At 73.4% G+C, this 19,058-nt stretch carries 16 protein-coding genes and 1 pseudogene; 8 read left to right on the forward strand and 9 right to left on the reverse strand.

Features of this window, described 5'->3' with window-relative positions; translation table 11 throughout:
* Positions 1-8: 8 nt before the first annotated feature.
* The 4 genes from GPJ59_RS38350 to GPJ59_RS00955 form a co-directional block, all read right to left on the reverse strand.
* Positions 9-1,208, reverse strand: a complete 1,200-nt coding sequence (locus GPJ59_RS38350; protein WP_219664205.1) for a cytochrome P450 — start codon at positions 1,206-1,208, stop codon at positions 9-11.
* Between the two features lie 107 nt (positions 1,209-1,315).
* Positions 1,316-2,221: a class I SAM-dependent methyltransferase gene (locus GPJ59_RS00945; RefSeq protein ID WP_219664206.1), complete on the reverse strand. Its 906-nt coding sequence runs from the start codon at positions 2,219-2,221 to the stop codon at positions 1,316-1,318.
* Between the two features lie 49 nt (positions 2,222-2,270).
* Entirely contained in the window at positions 2,271-3,473 is a 1,203-nt protein-coding gene (locus tag GPJ59_RS00950; RefSeq protein WP_219664207.1) for a YcaO-like family protein, read from the reverse strand.
* The gene (locus tag GPJ59_RS00955) at positions 3,473-4,468 is read right to left on the reverse strand and encodes an aKG-HExxH-type peptide beta-hydroxylase (protein ID WP_219664208.1); all 996 of its coding nucleotides are present in this window, start codon (positions 4,466-4,468) and stop codon (positions 3,473-3,475) included. The genes GPJ59_RS00950 and GPJ59_RS00955 overlap by 1 nt, the downstream gene beginning before the upstream one ends.
* Positions 4,469-4,971: 503 nt before the next feature.
* Between GPJ59_RS00955 and GPJ59_RS00960 the strand changes: the two genes are divergently transcribed.
* Both GPJ59_RS00960 and GPJ59_RS00965 read left to right on the forward strand, forming a co-directional pair.
* Positions 4,972-6,123 (forward strand): glycosyltransferase family 4 protein, encoded by a 1,152-nt coding sequence (locus GPJ59_RS00960; protein ID WP_219664209.1) that lies wholly within the window; start codon positions 4,972-4,974, stop codon positions 6,121-6,123.
* The gene (locus tag GPJ59_RS00965) at positions 6,123-7,061 is read left to right on the forward strand and encodes an NAD-dependent epimerase/dehydratase family protein (RefSeq protein ID WP_219664210.1); all 939 of its coding nucleotides are present in this window, start codon (positions 6,123-6,125) and stop codon (positions 7,059-7,061) included. Before GPJ59_RS00960 ends, GPJ59_RS00965 begins: the two co-directional genes overlap by 1 nt.
* Before the next feature lie 161 nt (positions 7,062-7,222).
* Here GPJ59_RS00965 and GPJ59_RS00970 read toward each other — a convergent pair whose 3' ends face one another.
* Entirely contained in the window at positions 7,223-8,047 is an 825-nt protein-coding gene (locus GPJ59_RS00970) for a sulfotransferase domain-containing protein (protein WP_219664211.1), read from the reverse strand.
* 378 nt (positions 8,048-8,425) lie between these two features.
* On the opposite strand from GPJ59_RS00970, the gene panD reads away from it, so the two are divergent.
* Complete coding sequence (gene panD / locus GPJ59_RS00975) at positions 8,426-8,845, forward strand: aspartate 1-decarboxylase (protein WP_219664212.1); 420 nt, start codon at positions 8,426-8,428, stop codon at positions 8,843-8,845.
* 4 nt (positions 8,846-8,849) lie between these two features.
* Entirely contained in the window at positions 8,850-9,512 is a 663-nt protein-coding gene (locus GPJ59_RS00980) for an aspartate/glutamate racemase family protein (RefSeq protein ID WP_219664213.1), read from the forward strand.
* 366 nt (positions 9,513-9,878) lie between these two features.
* Here the strand turns inward: GPJ59_RS00980 and gndA are convergent, their stop codons facing one another.
* On the reverse strand, positions 9,879-11,321 hold the full coding sequence (gene gndA / locus GPJ59_RS00985; RefSeq protein WP_219664214.1) for an NADP-dependent phosphogluconate dehydrogenase: 1,443 nt from the start codon (positions 11,319-11,321) through the stop codon (positions 9,879-9,881).
* Between the two features lie 183 nt (positions 11,322-11,504).
* Here gndA and GPJ59_RS00990 point away from each other — a divergent pair, with 183 nt between their 5' ends.
* A complete protein-coding gene (locus GPJ59_RS00990; RefSeq protein WP_219664215.1) occupies positions 11,505-12,899 on the forward strand; it encodes a transglycosylase family protein in 1,395 nt (464 codons plus the stop codon).
* A 240-nt stretch (positions 12,900-13,139) separates the two neighbouring features.
* On the forward strand, positions 13,140-14,615 hold the full coding sequence (locus GPJ59_RS00995) for an SDR family NAD(P)-dependent oxidoreductase (protein ID WP_219664216.1): 1,476 nt from the start codon (positions 13,140-13,142) through the stop codon (positions 14,613-14,615).
* Positions 14,616-14,636: 21 nt separating this feature from the next.
* On the opposite strand, the gene GPJ59_RS01000 is transcribed toward GPJ59_RS00995, so the two are convergent.
* Positions 14,637-15,164: an HD domain-containing protein gene (locus GPJ59_RS01000; protein ID WP_219664217.1), complete on the reverse strand. Its 528-nt coding sequence runs from the start codon at positions 15,162-15,164 to the stop codon at positions 14,637-14,639.
* A gap of 511 nt (positions 15,165-15,675) precedes the next feature.
* Here GPJ59_RS01000 and GPJ59_RS01005 point away from each other — a divergent pair.
* A complete protein-coding gene (locus GPJ59_RS01005) occupies positions 15,676-15,852 on the forward strand; it encodes a hypothetical protein (protein WP_219664218.1) in 177 nt (58 codons plus the stop codon).
* Between the two features lie 121 nt (positions 15,853-15,973).
* Positions 15,974-16,975: an NAD-dependent epimerase/dehydratase family protein gene (locus GPJ59_RS01010; protein WP_219664219.1), complete on the forward strand. Its 1,002-nt coding sequence runs from the start codon at positions 15,974-15,976 to the stop codon at positions 16,973-16,975.
* Here the strand turns inward: GPJ59_RS01010 and GPJ59_RS01015 are convergent.
* Positions 16,972-18,417, reverse strand: a complete 1,446-nt coding sequence (locus GPJ59_RS01015; protein WP_219664221.1) for a lipase maturation factor family protein — start codon at positions 18,415-18,417, stop codon at positions 16,972-16,974. The genes GPJ59_RS01010 and GPJ59_RS01015 overlap by 4 nt on opposite strands.
* Positions 18,418-18,428: 11 nt before the next feature.
* Positions 18,429-18,923 (reverse strand): annotated as a pseudogene (locus GPJ59_RS36945) (DUF1990 family protein); the annotation flags it as partial.
* Positions 18,924-19,058: the final 135 nt, after the last annotated feature.

A 19,058-nucleotide genomic window follows, 5' to 3' on the forward strand; every position in this document is an offset into this window, starting at 1 on the left:
GGACCCCCTCACCACGTCACGGGCAGGGTTCTGGGCGCCCGGGTCTTGAGGCCCGATTTCCAGACCGGCGGGGCCGCGGCACGCAGGGCGGGGAAGCGGCGGCAGAGTCCGGCCAGGGCTTCCTGGAGCTGGACGCGTGCGAGCTGAGCCCCGACGCAGTGGTGGACGCCGTGGCCGAAGGCGAGGTGGGGGTTGTGGGCGCGGTCGAGGAGCAGCTGGTCAGCGGCGTCGAAGACGGTTTCGTCGTGATTGGCGGAGGAGTTGACCGCCATGACCGCCTCGCCGGCGCGGAGGGTGACTCCGGCGAGTTCCAGGTCCTCGGTGACGACGCGCAGGTTCGCTTGGACGTTGGTCTGGGCGTAGCGCAGGAGTTCCTCGACGGACCGGGGAATGGTGTCCGGGGCATCGCGCAGGCGCTGGTAGCGGACGGGTTCGTCGAGCAGGAGGTGGAGCATGCCGGCGAGGCGGTCCGCCGTGGTGCCGTAGCCGCCGGCGAGGAGTACCAGGCTGAAGGAGATCAGCTCGTCGTGGCTGAGCCGGTCGGTGTCGTCGCGAGCGGCGATCAGGACGCTCAGCACGTCGTCGCCGGGGTGGCGGCGCTTGGCGGCGATGAGCCCGGCGAGGTAGTCGGTCATCTCCTCGACGGCCTCGGAGACCGCCGCGTCGGGAACCGCCGTGAGGCTGCGGAGCGCGTCGCACCACGTCTCCAGCTGATCGCCGTGGTCGCGGGGGGTGCCGAGCAGGTCGCAGATGACGGCCAGGGGCAGTGGCCGGGTGAAGCGAGGCACCAGGTCGGCGGGCCGCTCGGCGGCGGCGAGTCCGTCGAGAAGGCCCTCCACCAGCCGGGCCACATCCTGCCGCAGGGCCTCGGCACGGCGGACGGTGAAGGCCGGGGCGACGAGCCTGCGGAGCCGGGTGTGGGTCGGGGGGTCGGCGGCCAGGATCGAGTCGGGCAGAGTGGTGACGCGGGCGATCCGCGGGCTCCCCTTGCCCCGGGTGGCGCGTTCCCGGCTGAAACGGGGGTCGGCCAGCACGGTACGTACGTCCGCGTACCGGGTCACCAGCCATGCGAGGTCTCCGCTGGGCAGGCGGATACGGGCGCAGGGCAGCTCCCGGCGCAGGGCGGCGAATTCCGGGAGGGGACCGAGTCCGTCACGATGCGGGAAGGGGAATGCGGTCTCGGGGTCGAGCGGGTTCGTGCCTGTCACGATCACTCCGGACGGTGTTCGGCCATGGGGCTCGGGAGGGGGAGCAGGCGAGGTGCCGCCGCCGTCCGTACGGCGGACGCGCGGTGGAACGGAGACGGAAGGGGCCGTCAGCGATGTGTGTAGACGGAGACGTGATAGGTGCTGTGCCGGGTGTACGGTTCCCGGCTCCAGGATCCATGACGCTGCATCAGTCGGAGCCCGGCGCGTTCGGCCATGTAGTCGAGTTCGCCGGGTGACACGTAGTGGAAGCGCACCCGGAAGTGACGGGTCCGGTCCGCCTCGTGGACGAGGTAGTGGGAGTGATAGGTCTGGGCCGATGCATCGATCACCCGTCGGCAGAGGATGAGGTGGTCGTCGCAGTCCGCGACGGTCTCCGGAACGCCGGAGGCCGCGGCGACGGCGAGTGCTTCGGGAACGTGCGCGTCGACGACGAACGCTCCACCGGGGGCCAGGTGGCCGGCGACCGAGGCGAGACAGCGTTCCTTGGCCTTGCGGTCGCCGAGCTCGAAGAACGTGCCGCCGGCGGCGTAGACCAAGGAGTACGTTCCAGAGACCGGTACATCGGCGAAGTCGCCGAGTGTGACGGGGATCCGGAACCCGTCCGGCTTCGCGTGCAGCCGCCGGACCATGGCCTCGGACGCGTCGACACCGTGGACTTCGAGACCGCGCCCGGCCAGGGGCAGCGCCACCCTCCCGGTGCCTATGCCGAGTTCGAGCACGGGCCCTGGACCGGCGAGTGCGGCGAGCGTGTCGACCGTCGCGCCGGTGATGCCCGGTTTGCCGAACCACCGGTCGTAGTCGGCCGCATGCCGATCCGCGTATCCGGCATCCGCGTATCCGGCATCCGCGTATCCGGCATCCGCGTATCCGGCATCCGTGTGTCCGGCATGCGTGTGTCCGGCATCCGTGAATCCGGCATCCGTGTCCGCCGGGTCGGTGCTCCCGTTCCCGTGCGGTGCGGTGCCGCGTTCGGAGGCCGCCTTCGCGGAGGGGAGGTCATGGCGCGGGGGCATGGTCCGGTTCTCCTCGCTCGCGGGTGTGGTCGGTCGTCGGACAGCGGCATCAGCCGAAAGGGTGCGGGCCACGGGCGGCCGGCGGGCCGCGCTCGTCGTCCGGGTGCGTGGGCAGGGGACGTGCCGCGGGGGCCACGACCCGTACGACGCGCGTGCCGAGGTCACGGACCGGGGCCGGGGTCGTCTCCACGACGATGACCTGAGAGCCGGTGTGCGCGGACAACGCCTCCCGGCCGCTCCGCACCGGCGCGGCCACCGGGGAATCGGCCCGGCCCGCGCACCGCGCGGCCGCCGTGCCGGTGCCCGCATCGGTCCATGCCCGCAGGCTGTCCTGCCGGTGGTACGCCCACAGGGCGTGCCGGACGGCCGAATCCGGCGCACTGCGGCCCTGCCAGCGGGCCCAGGTGTCGCGGCCCACGGGGGAGTGCACGCTCCAGCGCACCATCAGGGCCTCGTAGGCGGCCCGTTCCACCAGCGGGCCGAGGTCGCCGTCGGGCCCGCACCGGGCGCCGAACGACTGCCGGGTGCGGTCGGGCGCGTGCAGGCAGACGACCACGCACCGGGACCCTTCGGGCGCGGGAACGTCGAGGACGGTGACCTCGACCCCGAGGCCGTCGAGCAGCTCCGCCAGCGGCCGGGGCAGAGCGGGAGAGGGCAGGAGCGCAGGGGCGGGGGACAGCCCGTACCAGCTTCTGCGGATGAGATCGCGTTCGAGGACTTCCCAGGCCGCGTGTTCGGCGGCGGCCCGGGGATCGGGGTGCGCGGCGACACCGGTGGACCCGGCACCGGGGCGGTGGTCGCAGCCGGGCGGGGGCCGGTGGTGGAGGAACACGGCGCCGGCGGGTACGTGCATCGGGGTGCCGCCGGGGACGACGTGCCCGAGCACCCACAGCCGCCGGGTGCCGCGCGCCGCGTCCGCCGGCCCGTCCCGCCCGCCGCGGTCCAGTTCGGCCGGGTCGAGGGCGGGTACGCCTGTGCGGCGCAGCTCGTCGTGGGTGGCCACGACCGCAGCCTCGGCCTCGGCGGCGCGGCCCGCCAGGATGTTGCCGACCCTTTCGAGGAGTTCGCCGCGCGCGCTCGCGACGACGTGCTCCTCCCGGTGCCCGGCAGCGCTCCCGATGACGACGGGCCGGTCGCCCGCAGCGCACACCGGATCGAACTGCGCCGAGCGGGCGGCGACGCGCGCGAAGACGACCTCGGGCCAGTCGGGGTAGGGGGCGAACACCTGGGGTTCCCAAGGGCGTGCGGCCATCAGACGCTGATCCCGGCCACGCGGGCGGCGTCCTCCAGTACCGACATCCCGTGGCCGGTGAGCGCGTCGCAGTGGTCCATCAGCGTCCGCACCCCCGCGAGCGCGTCGCGGGCCAGCTCGTCGCGGCGCAGCCGTACGGCCGCCGAGGCCGGTCCCTGCTTCCCTGAGTCCAGAACCCGCTCGTACAGCATCATGCTCCGGGCCAGCACGACCACCTGCTGGAACAGGCCGGTCAGTGGACGGGGGTCGATCCGCAGCGGGGTGGCGACCAGCTGCGCCTCGCCCTGCGCCGGCAGCAGAAAGGGCGCGGTGGCGACGGACGCGGCGTTGCAGCGGGTGTGCGCGCCCTCGTGGACCAGCGCCTCGGCCAGGCGGACCGGGCCCGGCAGGCCATCGCGGCCGGGCCCCAGGCGGCCCCGGTGGACGAACACCGCGCCGTGGACCCCGAAGTCGGTGAACCCGTCGATGGCCGACCCGTCCAGCAGGGCCACCTGGAGCAGGACCTCCGCCAGCTCCGCCCAGGCCTCGGGCCAGACCGCCGTCAGCAGTGCGACGGTCTCGCGGAGGCTCTCGCGGTCGTGCTCGCGCCACGCGACGACGGCGGACTCCCGTGGCTTGCCGGCGTCATCGTCCCGGGCCGGCAGGCTCTTGCGGGCGCGGGCGACGCTGCGTTCGAGGTGCGGGGCGGGCGCGGCCGGCTCGACGGACCGGGCGGCGGCGTACGGCTCGACGGACCGGGCGGCGGCGTACGGCGACGGGCCGGTGACGTCTGCGCGCACCCGGTCGAGCATGCGCCCGAGCCGGCCGAGGCGCTCGGGATCCGGAGTGCCGGCGCGCACCACCCGCTGGGCGAGGTGCGCGATCTCGACGACGGCGGGGTGCGCGGCCTCGGCCGGGGTCACCGCCAGTCCGGCCCGGGCCAGGGCGGACCGGGTCATGCCGACCAGGACCGTACGCTCCTCAGCGCTCTGCCGTGCGTCGGGTGCGACACGCACCGCGAACACCTCCAGGTACCTGGGCGGACGAGCGGATGGGCCGGAAACGCGGTATCCCCGGCCCACCGCCCGCAACGACGTGAAGACGCGTCAGCTGCTCGGTACGTCGACCATCAACGCGAGCTCGGGCAGCTCCTCCTCGGGGATCTGCTCGATGTCTTCCATCCCGATCTCCCTTCCGAAAGGCCGGCTCCACCGCTGTCGGGGACATCCGGCAATGTCACGCTAGGCAGGCCGGCAAGCCCTCACAAGCGGTAATCGCGACATCGCACACGTGCTGCCGCCGACGGGGCCGACCCGGTCCACGGCGTGTCCCGCCTGCCCGGACACCCATGCCAGGCCCGGTGGAACGGTCGTCAACCGCCTGCCGAATAAGGTCTCTTGACGCTTCGTCACATCATGCTGTCGAGTGATGGCATGCCGTGAACCAGGCCCGGGACCCGGGACCCGGGACCCCGGGCGCCTCGCCCGATCGCGGCCCACGAGGAGGAGAAGCCGGAGAGATGCGCCTCGCCTACCTGCATGCCGGAAGCATCCCTTCCGTCTTCGCCAACGGTGTCCACGTCATGCGCATGTGCGACGCCTTCACCGCCGCCGGCCACGAGGTCACCCTGTACACCCTCCCCGGCTCCCATCCCGCCGACGATCCGTACACCTACTACGGCGTGCGCCACCGGTTCCCCATCCGCACGGTTCCCGTCCCGGACCACACGCCCTCGGGCTACTGGAAACGCGCCGAACGCGTACGGGCCCTGCTGGAACGCGACGGCGTGCCGGAGCTCGTCTACGGACGGGACCCCTACAGCCTCTGCGCCGCCGCGGACCTCGCCCCGTTCGTCTACGAGGCCCATCAGCTGCGCAGGGACCTCGAACCGGCCGGAACCGAACGCGACCTGCTGGCCCGGCCACGGCTCGTACGTCTCGTCACCATCACCCACGCCCTCGCCCACGACCTGCGGACCACGTACCCCGACCTGGGCGCCCTGCCGATCCTGGTGGCCCCCGACTGCGCCGACCCGGCCGAGCCCACCCCGGACCATCCGCTCCGACAGTTCCCCGGCCGCCCGGACGTGCCGCGGATCGGCTACGTCGGCCATCTCTACGAAGGGCGCGGCATCGGCCTCGTCCTCCGCCTCGCCCGCCGCTTCCCGGGCCTCGACTTCCATCTCGTCGGCGGCACCCCCGAGTACCGCGCACGCTGGGAAACGAGCTGCGACCTGTCCAACGTGCACTTCCACGGGCACCGTCCGCCACCGGAACTTCCCTCCTACTACCGGCACTTCGACGTACTCCTGTCCCCCCACCAGAGCAAGGTCTACACCTGGGGCAAGCTCGACGAGATCGGCCGCTGGACCTCTCCCATGAAGGTGTTCGAGTACATGGCCCAGGGACTTCCCATGATCGTCTCGGACCTTCCCGTACTGCGCGAGGTCCTGCAGGACCGGGTCAACTGCCTGCTGCGCCCGCCCGACGACACCGACGCATGGGCTGACGCGCTCACCGAACTGCTCGCGGACGGGTCGCTGCGCCGCAGGCTCGGCGACGAGGCGCGCCGACAGCTCCTGGAGCGCTACACCTGGCGCCGTCGCGCCGACTCGGTCCTCGCGGGCCTGCCCCCGGCAGCGCCGGCGGCCACCGGACCCGAGGGCCGCTGATGCGGGCGGTGGTGACCGGCGCGGCCGGGTTCATCGGCTCCCATCTGTGCGCCCACCTGCTGGCCGCCGGTGACACCGTCGTCGGCATCGACGCGCTCACCGACTACTACGACCCGGCCCTCAAACAGCGCAACCTGCGCGAGCTGGCACCCCACCCCGCCTTCACCTGCCACCGGCGCGACCTGCTCGCCGCCGACCTCGACGCCCTCCTCGACGGGGCGGACGTCGTCTACCACCTCGCGGGCCAGCCCGGTGTCCGGTCCTCCTGGGGTGCCGACTTCGTCCATTGCGCCGACCGCAATCTGCTGGCCACGCAGGCCCTGGTCGAGGCGGCCCGCAAGCGTCCCCTGCGCAAGTTCGTCTACGCCTCCAGCTCCTCCGTGTACGGCACCGCGTCCGCCTTTCCCACCCCCGAGACGGCCTGTCCCCGGCCCGTATCGCCGTACGGCGTGACCAAGCTGGCAGCCGAGCACGTGTGCGAGGTCTACCGCACGGCCTACGGGCTGCCCAGCGTCTCGCTGCGGCTGTTCACCGTGTACGGTCCCCGCCAGCGGCCCGACATGGCTTTCGCCCGGCTCATCCGTGCCGCGTTGGCGGGCGAACCCTTTCCCCTGCACGGCGACGGCGAGCAGACCCGCGACTTCACCTACGTACTCGACGTCGTCACCGCCATGCGGTCCGCCGCCTGCGCCTCGTTCACCGGCGTGGCCAACATCGGCGGCGGCTGCCCGCTCTCGATGAAGCAGGCCCTCACCACGGTCGAGCAGCTGATCGGACCGGTCACCCTGGACCCGCGGCCGGAAGGCCCCGGAGAGGCCCGGCACACCGGAGCCGACATCACCCTCGCCGCACGGGAGTTCGGCTACCGGCCCGCGACGGACCTGTACAGCGGGCTGGCCGCCATGGTCCGGTACGCGACGACGTCCGGGTACCGCTAGGGCCTGTCCGGCGGATCATGGCCGGGGCCGCGACGCCTGGCACGGCACCTCGCCGCGTTGCCGAAACGCCCCAATAGCTCCGCTATCGAGGCGCTCCGGCGCCTTGCGATGCACCGCACCAGACGCCGCGGCCTTTCCGACCCTGATCCGCCGGACAGGCCCTAGCCCTCCAGGTCGGCGGCCAGCGCCAGCGGCTGCCACTCCGCCACCAGCCGCTCGGTGATCTGCTCCCCGGCCCAGACGATCTGCCGCGGGGTCAGGTAGTCGCGGTAGCCGCCGATGATCCCCCGCCTGGTCTTGTACGACTCGACGTCGTCCGGGCTCCCGGGCCGCAGCTTCTCCGAATCGAGGCTGTCGGACACCTCCATGGCACGCATCCGGCCGAAACCGCCGAACTCCACGGCTTCCCGTACCGTGTCAGGTGACGGGCAGGGCACACCGCAGAATTCCATGACCCGGGCGAGCTCTCCGGCGGTGTCGGCCGTCAGCCGCTCGTAGGAGGTCAGCAGGAAACCGTCGGGAACCTCGCGGCGGGCATGCCAGATGTTCCAGAACTCGACGCAGGTGCGAAGGCTCCCCTCCTCGGCCGTCAGGAAGTCGCCCAGCTCCCCGCTGTAGGGGTGGCCCGGCCGACGGGTGCGCTGGAAGTACTGCGAGACCATGGTGTCCCGCAGGTCCCTGGTGATGAAGACCACCTTGCGGCCGCGGTACCAGCTCTTGTCCGTGGACAGCTCCTCCGGCGAGCGCCGGGCCACCCGGTCGTCGTGCCAGAAGGCGATCCGCGGGATGCCCGGTGCGATGTCGGCGAACCCGGTGAGCTGCAGGTCCTTGCAGACCTCCATCGGCAGGCCCCAGCCCGTCGAAATGGCCTTCGCCATCATGACCCGGAGCCAGGTGCGCCCGCTCTTGGGAAAGGACACGACGACGACGTCGGCGGATTCGCGAGCCTGCCAGAGCCCCGGCTCGGGCGGGGTGGGGATCGTCATGGCCGCCAGTGTCCTCGGCCACTGTGCGGCGTACAAGTACACACACTCCCGCCTGAGGCAAGGGGCGGCCGAGCCCATCACGGTATCGGCGCCGGGGACGCCGTCCGACGTACGCCCCCGACGGAACGGCCGTCGACCAGGCGGGCCTGGATCCGGACCCGCGCGCCCGGCGGCGCGGTAGGTCCTGCTGGGCCACAGGGCAATCGTGCTGCACTGCTGACGGTGCGTCGGAAAGGTCAGCATGAGGTCAGCAAGAGGTCAGCATGAGTCCTGCAAGACCTGGGGACAGCTGACCGGACAGGCGAATCGTTGTACGCTGCCGGGACCGCCCTTGACCTGCACGAGCAGGCAGGGAGCAGACACACCGGGAGTTGTTCCATGCTTCGCACCATGTTCAAGTCCAAGATCCATCGGGCCACCGTCACGCAGGCCGATCTGCACTATGTCGGATCCGTGACCGTCGACGCCGATCTCATGGAGGCGGCCGACCTGCTGCCCGGGGAGCTCGTGCACATCGTCGACATCGACAACGGGGCTCGGCTGGAGACGTACGTCATCGAGGGCGAGCGCGGGTCCGGGGTGATCGGGATCAACGGTGCCGCCGCCCACCTCGTGCACCCCGGCGACCTGGTGATCCTCATCAGCTACGCGCAGGTCGAGGACGCCGAGGCGCGCGCCCTGAAGCCGCGGGTCGTGCACGTCGACCGGGACAACCGGATCGTCGAGCTGGGTGCGGACCCGTCCGCCCCGGTGCCCGGCACCGAGCAGCAGCGCAGCCCGCACGCGGTCGGCGTCTGAGCCCGTGGCTGCGGAGCCGGCGCCGAGCCTGACCCTGCTGCACACCTCCCCGGTGCACGTCCCGGTCTTCGACGCGCTGCGTGACCGGGATCACCCCGGGGCGGTGCTGCGCCACCTGGTGGCGCCGCAGCTGCTGGACCGGGCCCGCGCCGAAGGGCCGGAGGCGGTCGCCGAGGACATCCGGGCGCTGCTCGCCCAGGAGCCGCAGGGAGCCCCCGGCGGGCCGGTGCTGTGCACCTGCTCCACCATCGGCGGGGTCGCGGAGGCGCTCGCGCCCGCGCTCGGGGTGCCCGTGCTGCGGGTGGACCGGCCCATGTGCGCGGCCGCCGTCCGGCTCGGCCCGCGCATCGAGGTGCTCGCCACGGTGGCGAGCACCCTGGCTCCCACGGCGGCCCTGATCGAGGAGGAGGCGGGCCCGGAGCCGGTCCGGGTCCGCACCTGGCTGGTCGAGGGCGCCTGGGCGTGCTTCGAGGCCGATGACACCGCCGGCTACCTCGCCCTGGTGGCCGCCGCCGCGGACGCCGTCACCGACGCCGACGCGATCGTGCTGGCCCAGGCCTCCATGGCCGGCGCCGCGGACCTGGTCACCACCCGGATCCCGGTCCTGGCCAGCCCCGCGCCCGGCCTCGCCGCGGCCTTGGCGGCCCCGGCCCGACGGAAGGCGTAGCCGGGCAGAACGGGGGAAGGTGGGGCATATGGCACAGATGGACCAGACCCAGCCTCCGCCGCCCGAGCCCCAGCCCCAGCCCGATCCGGCGCCGAACCCCTTCCCGGACCCCGAGCCCATCCCGCGGCCGGTGCCCCCGGAGCCGGGCCCCTTCCCGGAACCCGACCCGGTGCCCACCCCGCCGGGACCGCCCCCGATCCCGCAGCCCGGCCCGTTGAGCTGATCGGCGTATCCGCTCCCGCTCCCGTGCCCCGCCGGGAGCGGGGCCGACCCGTGCCCGGGGCGCAGTCGGGACATGACGCGGCCGGGGCGCGTGCTGCTGCCGTGCGCCCCGGCCGTGTCGTGGCGGTCCCGCCGCGTCGTCAGTCAGTCCGTGCGGACCTCCGAGCGGTCGCCGCTCCACAGCGTGTGGTACGAGCCCTCCCGGTCCGTACGGCGGTACGTGTGCGCCCCGAAGAAGTCCCGCTGCCCCTGGGTCAGGGCCGCCGGCAGCCGCTCCGCGCGCAGCGCGTCGTAGTACGACAGCGACGCGGCGAAGGCCGGCACCGGGATGCCCTGGCGCACGGCCTCGCCCAGCACCGCGCGCCAGTCGTCCTGCGCCGCGCCGATCTCCCGCGCGAAGTCCGCGTCGGCCAGCAGGCTCGGCAGGTCCGGCCGGGCGTCGTAGGCCGCCCGGATCCGGTCCAGGAACGCCGCCCGGATGATGCAGCCGCCCCGCCACAGCGAGGCCACCGCGCCCAGGTCCACGCCCCAGCCGTACTCGTCGCTGCCCGCCCGGATCTGGTGGAAGCCCTGCGTGTACGAGACGATCTTGGACGCGTACAGCGCCTGCTCCACCCGCGCCGCGAAGGCGTCCGCGGCCTCGCCCGACAGGGCGGTGGGCCGCGGCCCGGCCAGGTCCGCGGACGCGGCCCGCAGCGCGGAGTGCCCGGAGACGGACCGGGCGAAGACCGCCTCCGCGATCCCGGACACCGGAACGCCCAGGTCGAGGGCGATCTGCACGGTCCAGCGGCCGGTGCCCTTCTGCTCGGCGGCATCGGCGACGACGTCCACGTACGGCCGGCCGGTCGCGGCGTCCGTGTGCGCCAGCACCTCGGCGGTGATCTCGATCAGGTACGAGTCCAGCCGGCCCTCGTTCCAGGTCCGGAAGGTCTGCGCGATCCGCGCGGGGGAGTAGCCCGCGACCTCGCGCAGCAGGTGGTACGCCTCGGCGATCAGCTGCATGTCGGCGTACTCGATGCCGTTGTGCACCATCTTCACGAAGTGGCCGGCCCCGTCCGGGCCCACGTGCGAGGTGCACGGGGTGCCGTCGGCCGCCTTGGCGGAGATCTTCTCCAGCAGCGGGCCCAGTGAGGCGTACGACTCCGCGGAGCCGCCGGGCATGATGCTCGGGCCGAGCAGCGCGCCCTCCTCACCGCCGGAGATGCCGACGCCGACGAAGTGGATGCCCTGCTCGCGCAGTTCCCGCTCCCGCCGCCGGGTGTCCTCGAAATGCGCGTTGCCGCCGTCGATGATGACGTCGCCGGGCTCCAGCAGCGGCGCGAACTCACGGATCACGGCATCGGTGGGCTCACCCGCCTTCACCATGATGATCAGACGGCGGGGGCGCTCCAGCGCCGCCACGAACTCCCGGGCCGTCTCGGCCGGTACGAAGGCGCCCTCGTGGCCGAACTCCTCGACCAGCGCCTTGGTCTTGGCGGCCGTGCGGTTGTGAACGGCGACGGTGAAGCCGTTGCGGGCGAAGTTCCGGGCCAGGTTGCTGCCCATCACCGCGAGCCCGGTGACGCCGATCTGGGCTGTGCTGCTCATGCGTGCGCTCCTGCGTGCGTCGATGTGCGGTCCGTGCCGACGCTACCCGCCGACCGGCCCCGATGGATCACCAACCGGCCGAGGGAGGGTCAACTTCGCCTTGTGTGCGCCTGGTTGCGCCCTTGTCATGCCCTGATTACCCCGTTAAGTTGTGCGATTCCTGATGTCTCGAGGGGGGCTCCCATGGGTGTACGGGGTAGGCATCGCCGGTACCGGCCGAGCAGCATCAACCGCGCATCGCTCGCCGTCACCGCATCGGGCGCCGGCATGGCCCTGCCGCTGCTGGGGGCGGGCACGGCCGAAGCGGCCTCCGTGGACACCTGGAACAAGGTCGCGGCCTGCGAGTCCACGAACAACTGGCACATCAACAGCGGCAACGGCTACTACGGCGGACTGCAGTTCAGCCAGAGCACCTGGCGCGCCTTCGGCGGTACCGAGTACGCCCCGCGCGCCGACCGGGCCACCAAGGAACAGCAGATAGCGGTCGCGGAGAAGGTCCTCAAGCGGCAGGGCCCGCAGGCCTGGCCGGTGTGCTCGAAGAAGGCCGGGCTGGAACGCGGCGGCCCGGCCCCGCAGCCGTTACCCGCGAAGAGCCAGGCCGCCCGGACGGGCACCGCACCCAAGGGCGGCGCCACCGCGCAGACCGGCACCGCACCCCAGGGCGGCGTCACCGCGCAGGGCGGCGCCACCGCGCAGAGCGGGGCCGGCACGCCGAGCGGGACGAACCGCCAGGCCGGTACGCCGCCCCAGCAGGGCACCGCGCCCCGCCCCACCGGGACCTCGGTCCTGCCGAACCCGTACGTCGTCGCCCCCGGCGACTCCCTGTCGGCGATCGCGGTCCGCCAGCACGTGGACGGCGGCTGGCAGGCGCTCTACGAGACCAACCGCACCACGGTCGGCGACAACCCGAACCTCATCTTCCCCGGCCAGCGCCTGACGCTGCGGATCACCTCCGCCCCGCCCGCGCAGAGCCCGGAGAAGCCGCCGCGGGTCGCCGAGCCCGTGAAGCCCGGCGAGCCCAGCGGCCGGGCCGAGTCCCAGCAGAAGCCCGCGCAGCCCGCACCCGAGCAGCAGCGGCCCAAGCAGGAACAGCCCAAGCCGCAGCCCAAGCAGGAACAGCCCAAGCAGCAGGCGCCCAAGCCCACGACGCAGCCCGCCTCGGCGCAGCAGGGCGCGTCCTTCACCGCCCCCGTCGACGCCGCCCTCGGCACCGCGTACAAGGTGGCCGGATCGTCGTGGAGCAGCGGCTACCACACCGGAGTCGACTTCCCCGTCCCCACCGGCACCTCCGTCAAGGCGGTCGGCCCCGGCCAGATCGTCTCCGCCGGCTGGGCGGGCGCGTACGGCTACCAGGTCGTGATCCGGCACTCCGACGGGAAGTACTCCCAGTACGCGCACCTCTCCGCGGTGTCCGTCAAGGCCGGCCAGCAGGTCGGCGGCGGCCAGCGCATCGGCCGCTCCGGGTCGACCGGCAACAGCAGCGGACCCCACCTGCACTTCGAGATGCGTACGAGCCCCGCCTACGGCTCCGACATCGACCCGCTGCGCTACCTCCGCGCCCACGGCGTGCGCATCTGACCCTCGCAGCTGACCCATGCATCTGACCTGCGGATCTCCCCCGCGGGCGCGCACCGCCCCGGCCGGCGCGCGCCCACGGGGGAGTAGCCCGGTGCGACGGCCTGCTCGCGGTACGTGAGGGCCCCCGGGCCGGGTTTGGTCCCGAGCGGGCCGGATCCGTACAGTTCCCCTTTTGGGGACCACCCGCAGGACTTCCGCGACACGCGGGCGCGGACGAGCGATCGAGGAACGGCAGCGGCCATGACGGTGACCGAAGACAACCAGGCATACGGGCCGGGCATCGACCCCGAGCGCATGGCCGTCTGCCTCAGCGTGCTCGAGGAGCTCGACAAGATCGAGGTCGACCACCCCGACGCCATCGCCGTCCGCCGCGCCACCGCCGGCATCTACCGCACGGTCAAGCAGCGCCGCCGCCAGGAGCGCCGCGCCGCGAAGACCGCCAACGACAAGGCCGTCACCGAGGCCACCGCCACCGGTTCCGCGCAGCGCATCGACGACGAGACCGAGGGCATCCTGCCCTCCTCGGTCACCGAGGCCGGCCGGATCGCCGGGATACTCCAGCGCCCGCGCTCCTGCTACGTCTGCAAGACGCGGTACGTCGAGGTCGACTACTTCTACCACCAGCTCTGCCCGGACTGCGCCACCGAGAACCGCACCCGGCGCGAGGCCCGCGCCGACCTCACCGGCAAGCGCGCGCTGCTCACCGGCGGCCGGGCCAAGATCGGCATGTACATCGCGCTGCGGCTGCTGCGCGACGGCGCCCACACCACGATCACCACCCGCTTCCCCAAGGACGCCATCCGCCGCTTCAAGGCGATGGAGGACTCGGCGGACTGGATGCACCGCCTGGAGGTCGTCGGCATCGACCTGCGCGACCCGGCCCAGGCCGTGGCGCTCGCCGACCAGGTCGCCGACGCCGGTCCGCTGGACATCCTCGTGAACAACGCGACGCAGACCGTGCGCCGGCTGCCCACCGCGTACGCGGCGCTGGTCGAGGGGGAGACCGCCCCGCTGCCGGCCGGTGAGCTCCCCGCCCACCACGTCATCGGCGCCTTCAACTCCGGTGCGGTCGACGGCCTGGCGGCGCTGCCCGTCGGGGTGAGCGGGCTGGAGGCGCAGAAGGTCGCCGACCTCGCCCTGGTCGCCGGCAACGCCAGCCTCGAACGGCACCTCGACGGCAGCGCCATCGACGCCGGCGGCCTGCTGCCGGACGTCGTCGAGAGCAACACCTGGGTGCAGACCATCGACCAGATCTCCCCGGTGGAGCTGCTCGAGACCCAGCTGTGCAACTACACGTCGCCGTTCATCCTGATCAGCAAGCTCCGGCCGGCCATGGCCGAGGCCGCCCGGCGGGCGGCCAGCGGGCGTGCGTACGTCGTCAACGTCTCGGCGATGGAAGGCGTCTTCAGCCGCGGCTACAAGGGCGCGGGGCACCCGAACACCAATGCCGCCAAGGCCGCCATGAACATGGTGACGCGGACCAGCGGCCAGGAGATGTTCCAGGCCGACCGCATCCTGATGACCTCGGTCGACACCGGCTGGATCACCGACGAGCGCCCGCACTTCGACAAGCTGCGGCTGGCCGAGGAGGGCTTCCACGCCCCCCTCGACCTGGTCGACGGCGCCGCGCGCGTCTACGACCCGATCGTCCGCGGCGAGGCCGGCGAGGACCTGTACGGCGTCTTCCTCAAGGACTACGCCCCCGCCAACTGGTAGACCTCGGACGCCGGCCGGTGCCTACGCCATGCGGGCGTAGGCACCGGCCGCGACCAGTTCCAGCACCGGGCGCCAGTCCTCCAGCACGCCCGCGTCGAGCCCGACGACCTTGCCCGCGTCGTCGGCCTGGCGCAGGATCACCGCGGCCTGCGCGTCCGGGTCGGCCGCGAAGGCGCGCGCCTCGGCCCCGCCCATCGCCCCGCCCTGCACGGCGAGCGTGAGCCCGCTGCGCGGGGACAGCGTCCGCCCGGGCTCCACCGCCGCCAGGTAGCGCTTGGCCGGCACGTGCAGCTCCACCAGCCGCGCGACCCGTCGGCCCAGCAGCGGCCGGACGGCCGCCGCCGCGTGCGCGGCATGGCCCGCGTCGTCCCCCGGCACCAGCAGATGGCCCAGGTCGTGCACGAGGCCGGCGACCTGGAGCTCCTTGTCGTAGGGGTGCGAGCGGCGCAGCAGCGCCGCGGTCTGCAGTCCGTGGTCGTGCAGGTCGACCGGGTCCCCGCTGCGGTCGGGCGTGTCCCACGTCCCGCGGCACGTGTGAAGCAGCTCCATCAGCTCCGCCACCGTCCCCACCGGCCTCACGGACCCCGCTGACCGCGCCGCCCCCACAGACCCCACGGCCCCCGCCGACCCCACCGAGCGTGTCGATCCCGCCGACCGAGTCGACCCCGCCGACCGAGTGGATCCGGCCGTCCCCGTCGGCCCGTCCGGCCCCACCGGCCCCACCGGCCCCGGTCCCTGGACTCGCGTCACCGCCGCTCCCTCCGTTCGTCCCGTCCCGCTCCGCCGTTCCCGCTGTCCACACGTCTGCCGGCGAGCCCATCACCCGTCGGCGACACACCGACGTGCGACTTCATGAACGTGGGGCGAAAGCGAGGGGGCAACATGGATTTTACTTTCCCATCGAGCGGGGGCCCGCTCATATGTGTACTCTGATGCACACGGACGGCCCCACCAGAGCCACGCTCCGTATCGAGAGAAGACGGCGCCACCGCGCTCGGTTGCCCTGTTCCCTGCCCGGCGCGGCTCGCCCGACGGGTTACGCGACACAAAGGAGTGCGCGGTGACACCAGAACTGACGAAGCACGACCAAGGCCTGCTGGAGCGCCCCGAGCGCCGCGGCCGCCACCGCTCCGACCAGCTCGGCAGCCTGGAGGTGTGGGCCCGTTCCGCACCGATCCGGCTCGCCGGTTACGAGGACGACCTCGCCGAGCCGCACATCCTGCCCGGCATCGACTGAGCCTCCGCCGCGCCCCCGCCGCCCGACCGGCCGCGGGGGCGCGCCGTGTACGCCCTGAGCGTCATCGCTGTCGGCGATCACGGCTTTCGCCGCCGCCCCGCGTGGCGGCAGGCTGGCCGGCATGAAGCTCTTGATGCTGGGTGGTACCGAGTTCGTCGGGCGTGCGATCACCGAGGACGCCCTGGAGCGCGGCTGGGAGGTCACCGTCTTCCACCGCGGCCGCCACGCGCCCCCGCCGGGAACGGCCTCGCTGCACGGCGACCGCACCGCCCCCGACGGCCTCGCGGCCCTCGCCGACGGGGCGTGGGACGTCGTCGTGGACACCTGGGGCGGCGCACCCACCGCCGTCCGCGACAGCGCCCGGCTGCTGCGCGGCCGGGTCGGCCGCTACGTCTACATCTCCAGCCGGTCCGTCTACGCCTACCCCGCGCCCGCCGGCCTGCCCGAGGACGGCCCCCTGGTCGACGGCTCGCCCGACGCCGGCCCGGTCGGGTACGCCGAGGACAAGCGCGGCGGGGAACTCGCCGCCCTGGACGCCTTCGACGGCGAAGCCCTGCTCGTGCGCGCCGGGCTGATCCTCGGCCCGTACGAGAACGTGGGCCGGCTGCCCTGGTGGCTGGGCCGGACGGCCGCGGGCGGCCCGGTCCTCGCGCCCGGCCCGCAGGAGCTGCCGCTCCAGTACATCGACGTACGCGACCTGGCCCGCTGGACCCTGGACGCGGCCGAGGCGGGCCGGTCGGGCCCGTACAACGTGGTCTCGCCGTCCGGGCACGCCACGATGGGCCGCCTGCTGCGCGCCTGCGCCGCGGTCACCGGCGACCGTGCCGAGCTGGTCTGGACCGACCCGCAGGCGATCCTGGACGCCGGGGTGCAGCCCTGGACCGACCTGCCGGTCTGGCTCCCGGCGGGTGAGCTGCACGACTTCATGCACGGCGGCGACGTGGCCAAGGCGCTGGCGGCCGGCCTGGTCTGCCGCCCGGTCGAGGAGACCGTGGCGGCCACCTGGGCCTGGCTGCAGGACATCGGCGGCACACCCCCGCAGCGCACGGACCGGCCGGCCCCCGGCCTGGACCCCGACCGGGAGGCGGCCCTGCTCGCGGGCGGCCGGGCGGCCGCGACTTAAGCCGGGGCGGAGTCGGTCGGCCGGGGCTCCGCCAGCCGGGCCGGCGGCAGGTACTCGCGCAGCAGCGTCCGGTGCCACCACGCGCCCGTCTCGCGCAGCTCCCGCCACGTGGTGAACCGGTAGCGGTACAACCGGGCCCGGACGTACACGGGCGGTGCGTCCGGGAACGGGTTGTGCCGCAGCAGCCGCAGCGTGTCGCGGTCCCCGGTCAGCAGCCGCTCCACGAACGGCCCGAACCAGTCGCGCGCGTAGCCGGGGGAGAGGGCGGCGAACCACATCAGCCAGTCCAGCCGCAGATGGTACGGGGCGAACTGGCGCGGCATCCGGCCCAGTTCGGTCGGCTTGCCCTTGAACCCGTACTCCCGCCAGTCGCCGTCCGCGTGCGGCACCTCGTCCGCCGTGCCCTCCATCACGACCTCGTCCCGGATCCGTCCGACGGTGCCGAAGGCCCCGTACGTGTTGACCAGGTGGAGCACGTCGAAGGAGCGGTTCATCACCTGGCGGCGCGAGATCATGTTCCGTACCGGGTGCCGGCTCAGGACGAGTACCAGCACGGTGACCGCGAAGACCAGCACCGCGTACCACAGCGGCGCTCCGCGCCCGGCCGCGGGCGGCGGCGGTCCGGCCAGGCCGGTGAAGTCCACGGCGGAGACGGCGACCGTGATCGTGATCCAGTTCAGCCAGGCGAAGTTGCCCGAGATCACCAGCCACAGCTGTGTGGCGATGATGGTGCCGGCCGCGATCGAGGCCACCGGCTGCGGGGTGAACAGGAACACCGGCACCAGGAGTTGCGTCACGTGGTTGGCCGCGCACTCCACCCGGTGGACGGGCCTGGGCAGGTGGTGGAAGAACCAGCTCAGCGGGCCCGGCATCGGCTGGGTCTCGTGGTGGTAGTACAGGCAGGTGAGCTTGCGCCAGCAGGCGTCCCCGCGCATCTTGATCAGCCCCGCGCCGAACTCCACCCGGAACAGCACCCAGCGCAGCAGCCACAGCACCAGCACGGGCGGCCCCACGTCGGCGTTGCCGAGGAAGACGGCGAGGAAGCCCACCTCCAGCAGCAGCGACTCCCAGCCGAAGGCGTACCAGGTCTGCCCGACGTTCACGATCGACAGGTAGAGCAGCCACAGCAGGGCCCACAGCGCCATCGCGCCGCCCAGCGGCACCAGGTCGCCCGCCCCGGCCAGAAGCGCCGCGGCCACCAGCGCCCCGGTCCAGGCGCAGCCGGCGAACAGCCGGTCGGAGTAGCGCAGTTGGAACAGGCTCGGGGCCCGCCGGAACGGCACGATCCGTACGTACTCGGGCACCGGCAGCATGCCGTTCGCCCCGATCAGCGCGCGGAACTGCAGGGCCGCCCCGACGAAGGCGACGAGGTAGACGCCGGCCAGGGCCCGCTGGAAGATCAGCCGGCCCAGCCAGTAGTCGGGCGCAGTGAACCAGTCCATCGACTCCAGTATCAGCCGCGCGCGGCCAGCCCGCGCAGGATGCGGGTGCACCAGCGGGCGTAGCGCAGCTGGAGGAAGGGGACGAGCGGTCCGGCCAGCCGGGTGTACCAGACGCCGGGCCGGCTGAAGGCGGTGACCTCGAACCACACCGTGCCGTCCGCGGCCAGCTCGACGGTGAAGGACTCCTCGCCCGCCTCGGGGTGGCCGGCCAGCGTCCCGTAGGCGAAGCCGGCCCGGTCGGGCGCGTACGCCGTCCAGACCACCTCGCAGGGTGCATTGATCCGCAGCGGGCCGAAGCCGATGTCGATCTCCACCCGGGTCCCGGGCCGGACCGAGGCGTGGTCGGCCCGGACGGAGAAGCCCGTGGCCCGGTGCATGGCCAGCGTGGTCACGGCCGTGCCGGCCGCCTCGAAGACGGCCTGCCCGCGGCCGATCGCCGCCCGGTGGTGCAGGTGGTGGTACCCGTCGGGCAGCGGCCGGCGGGCGGTCGCCCCGCGGTCGGGATAGTTCGGGCCCGAGGAGCGCCGGAGCCCGGGGCCGGCGGGCCGGTCGTGGCGGCCGTCGCGGCCGTCGTGGCCGTCGCGGTACGGGCGGCCCGGGGTGCCGGGCCCGTCGGGGCGGGTGCCTCCGGCTCCGGGGTG

This window comes from Streptomyces bambusae (genome assembly GCF_019400985.1).
GTDB lineage: Bacteria > Actinomycetota > Actinomycetes > Streptomycetales > Streptomycetaceae > Streptomyces > Streptomyces bambusae_A.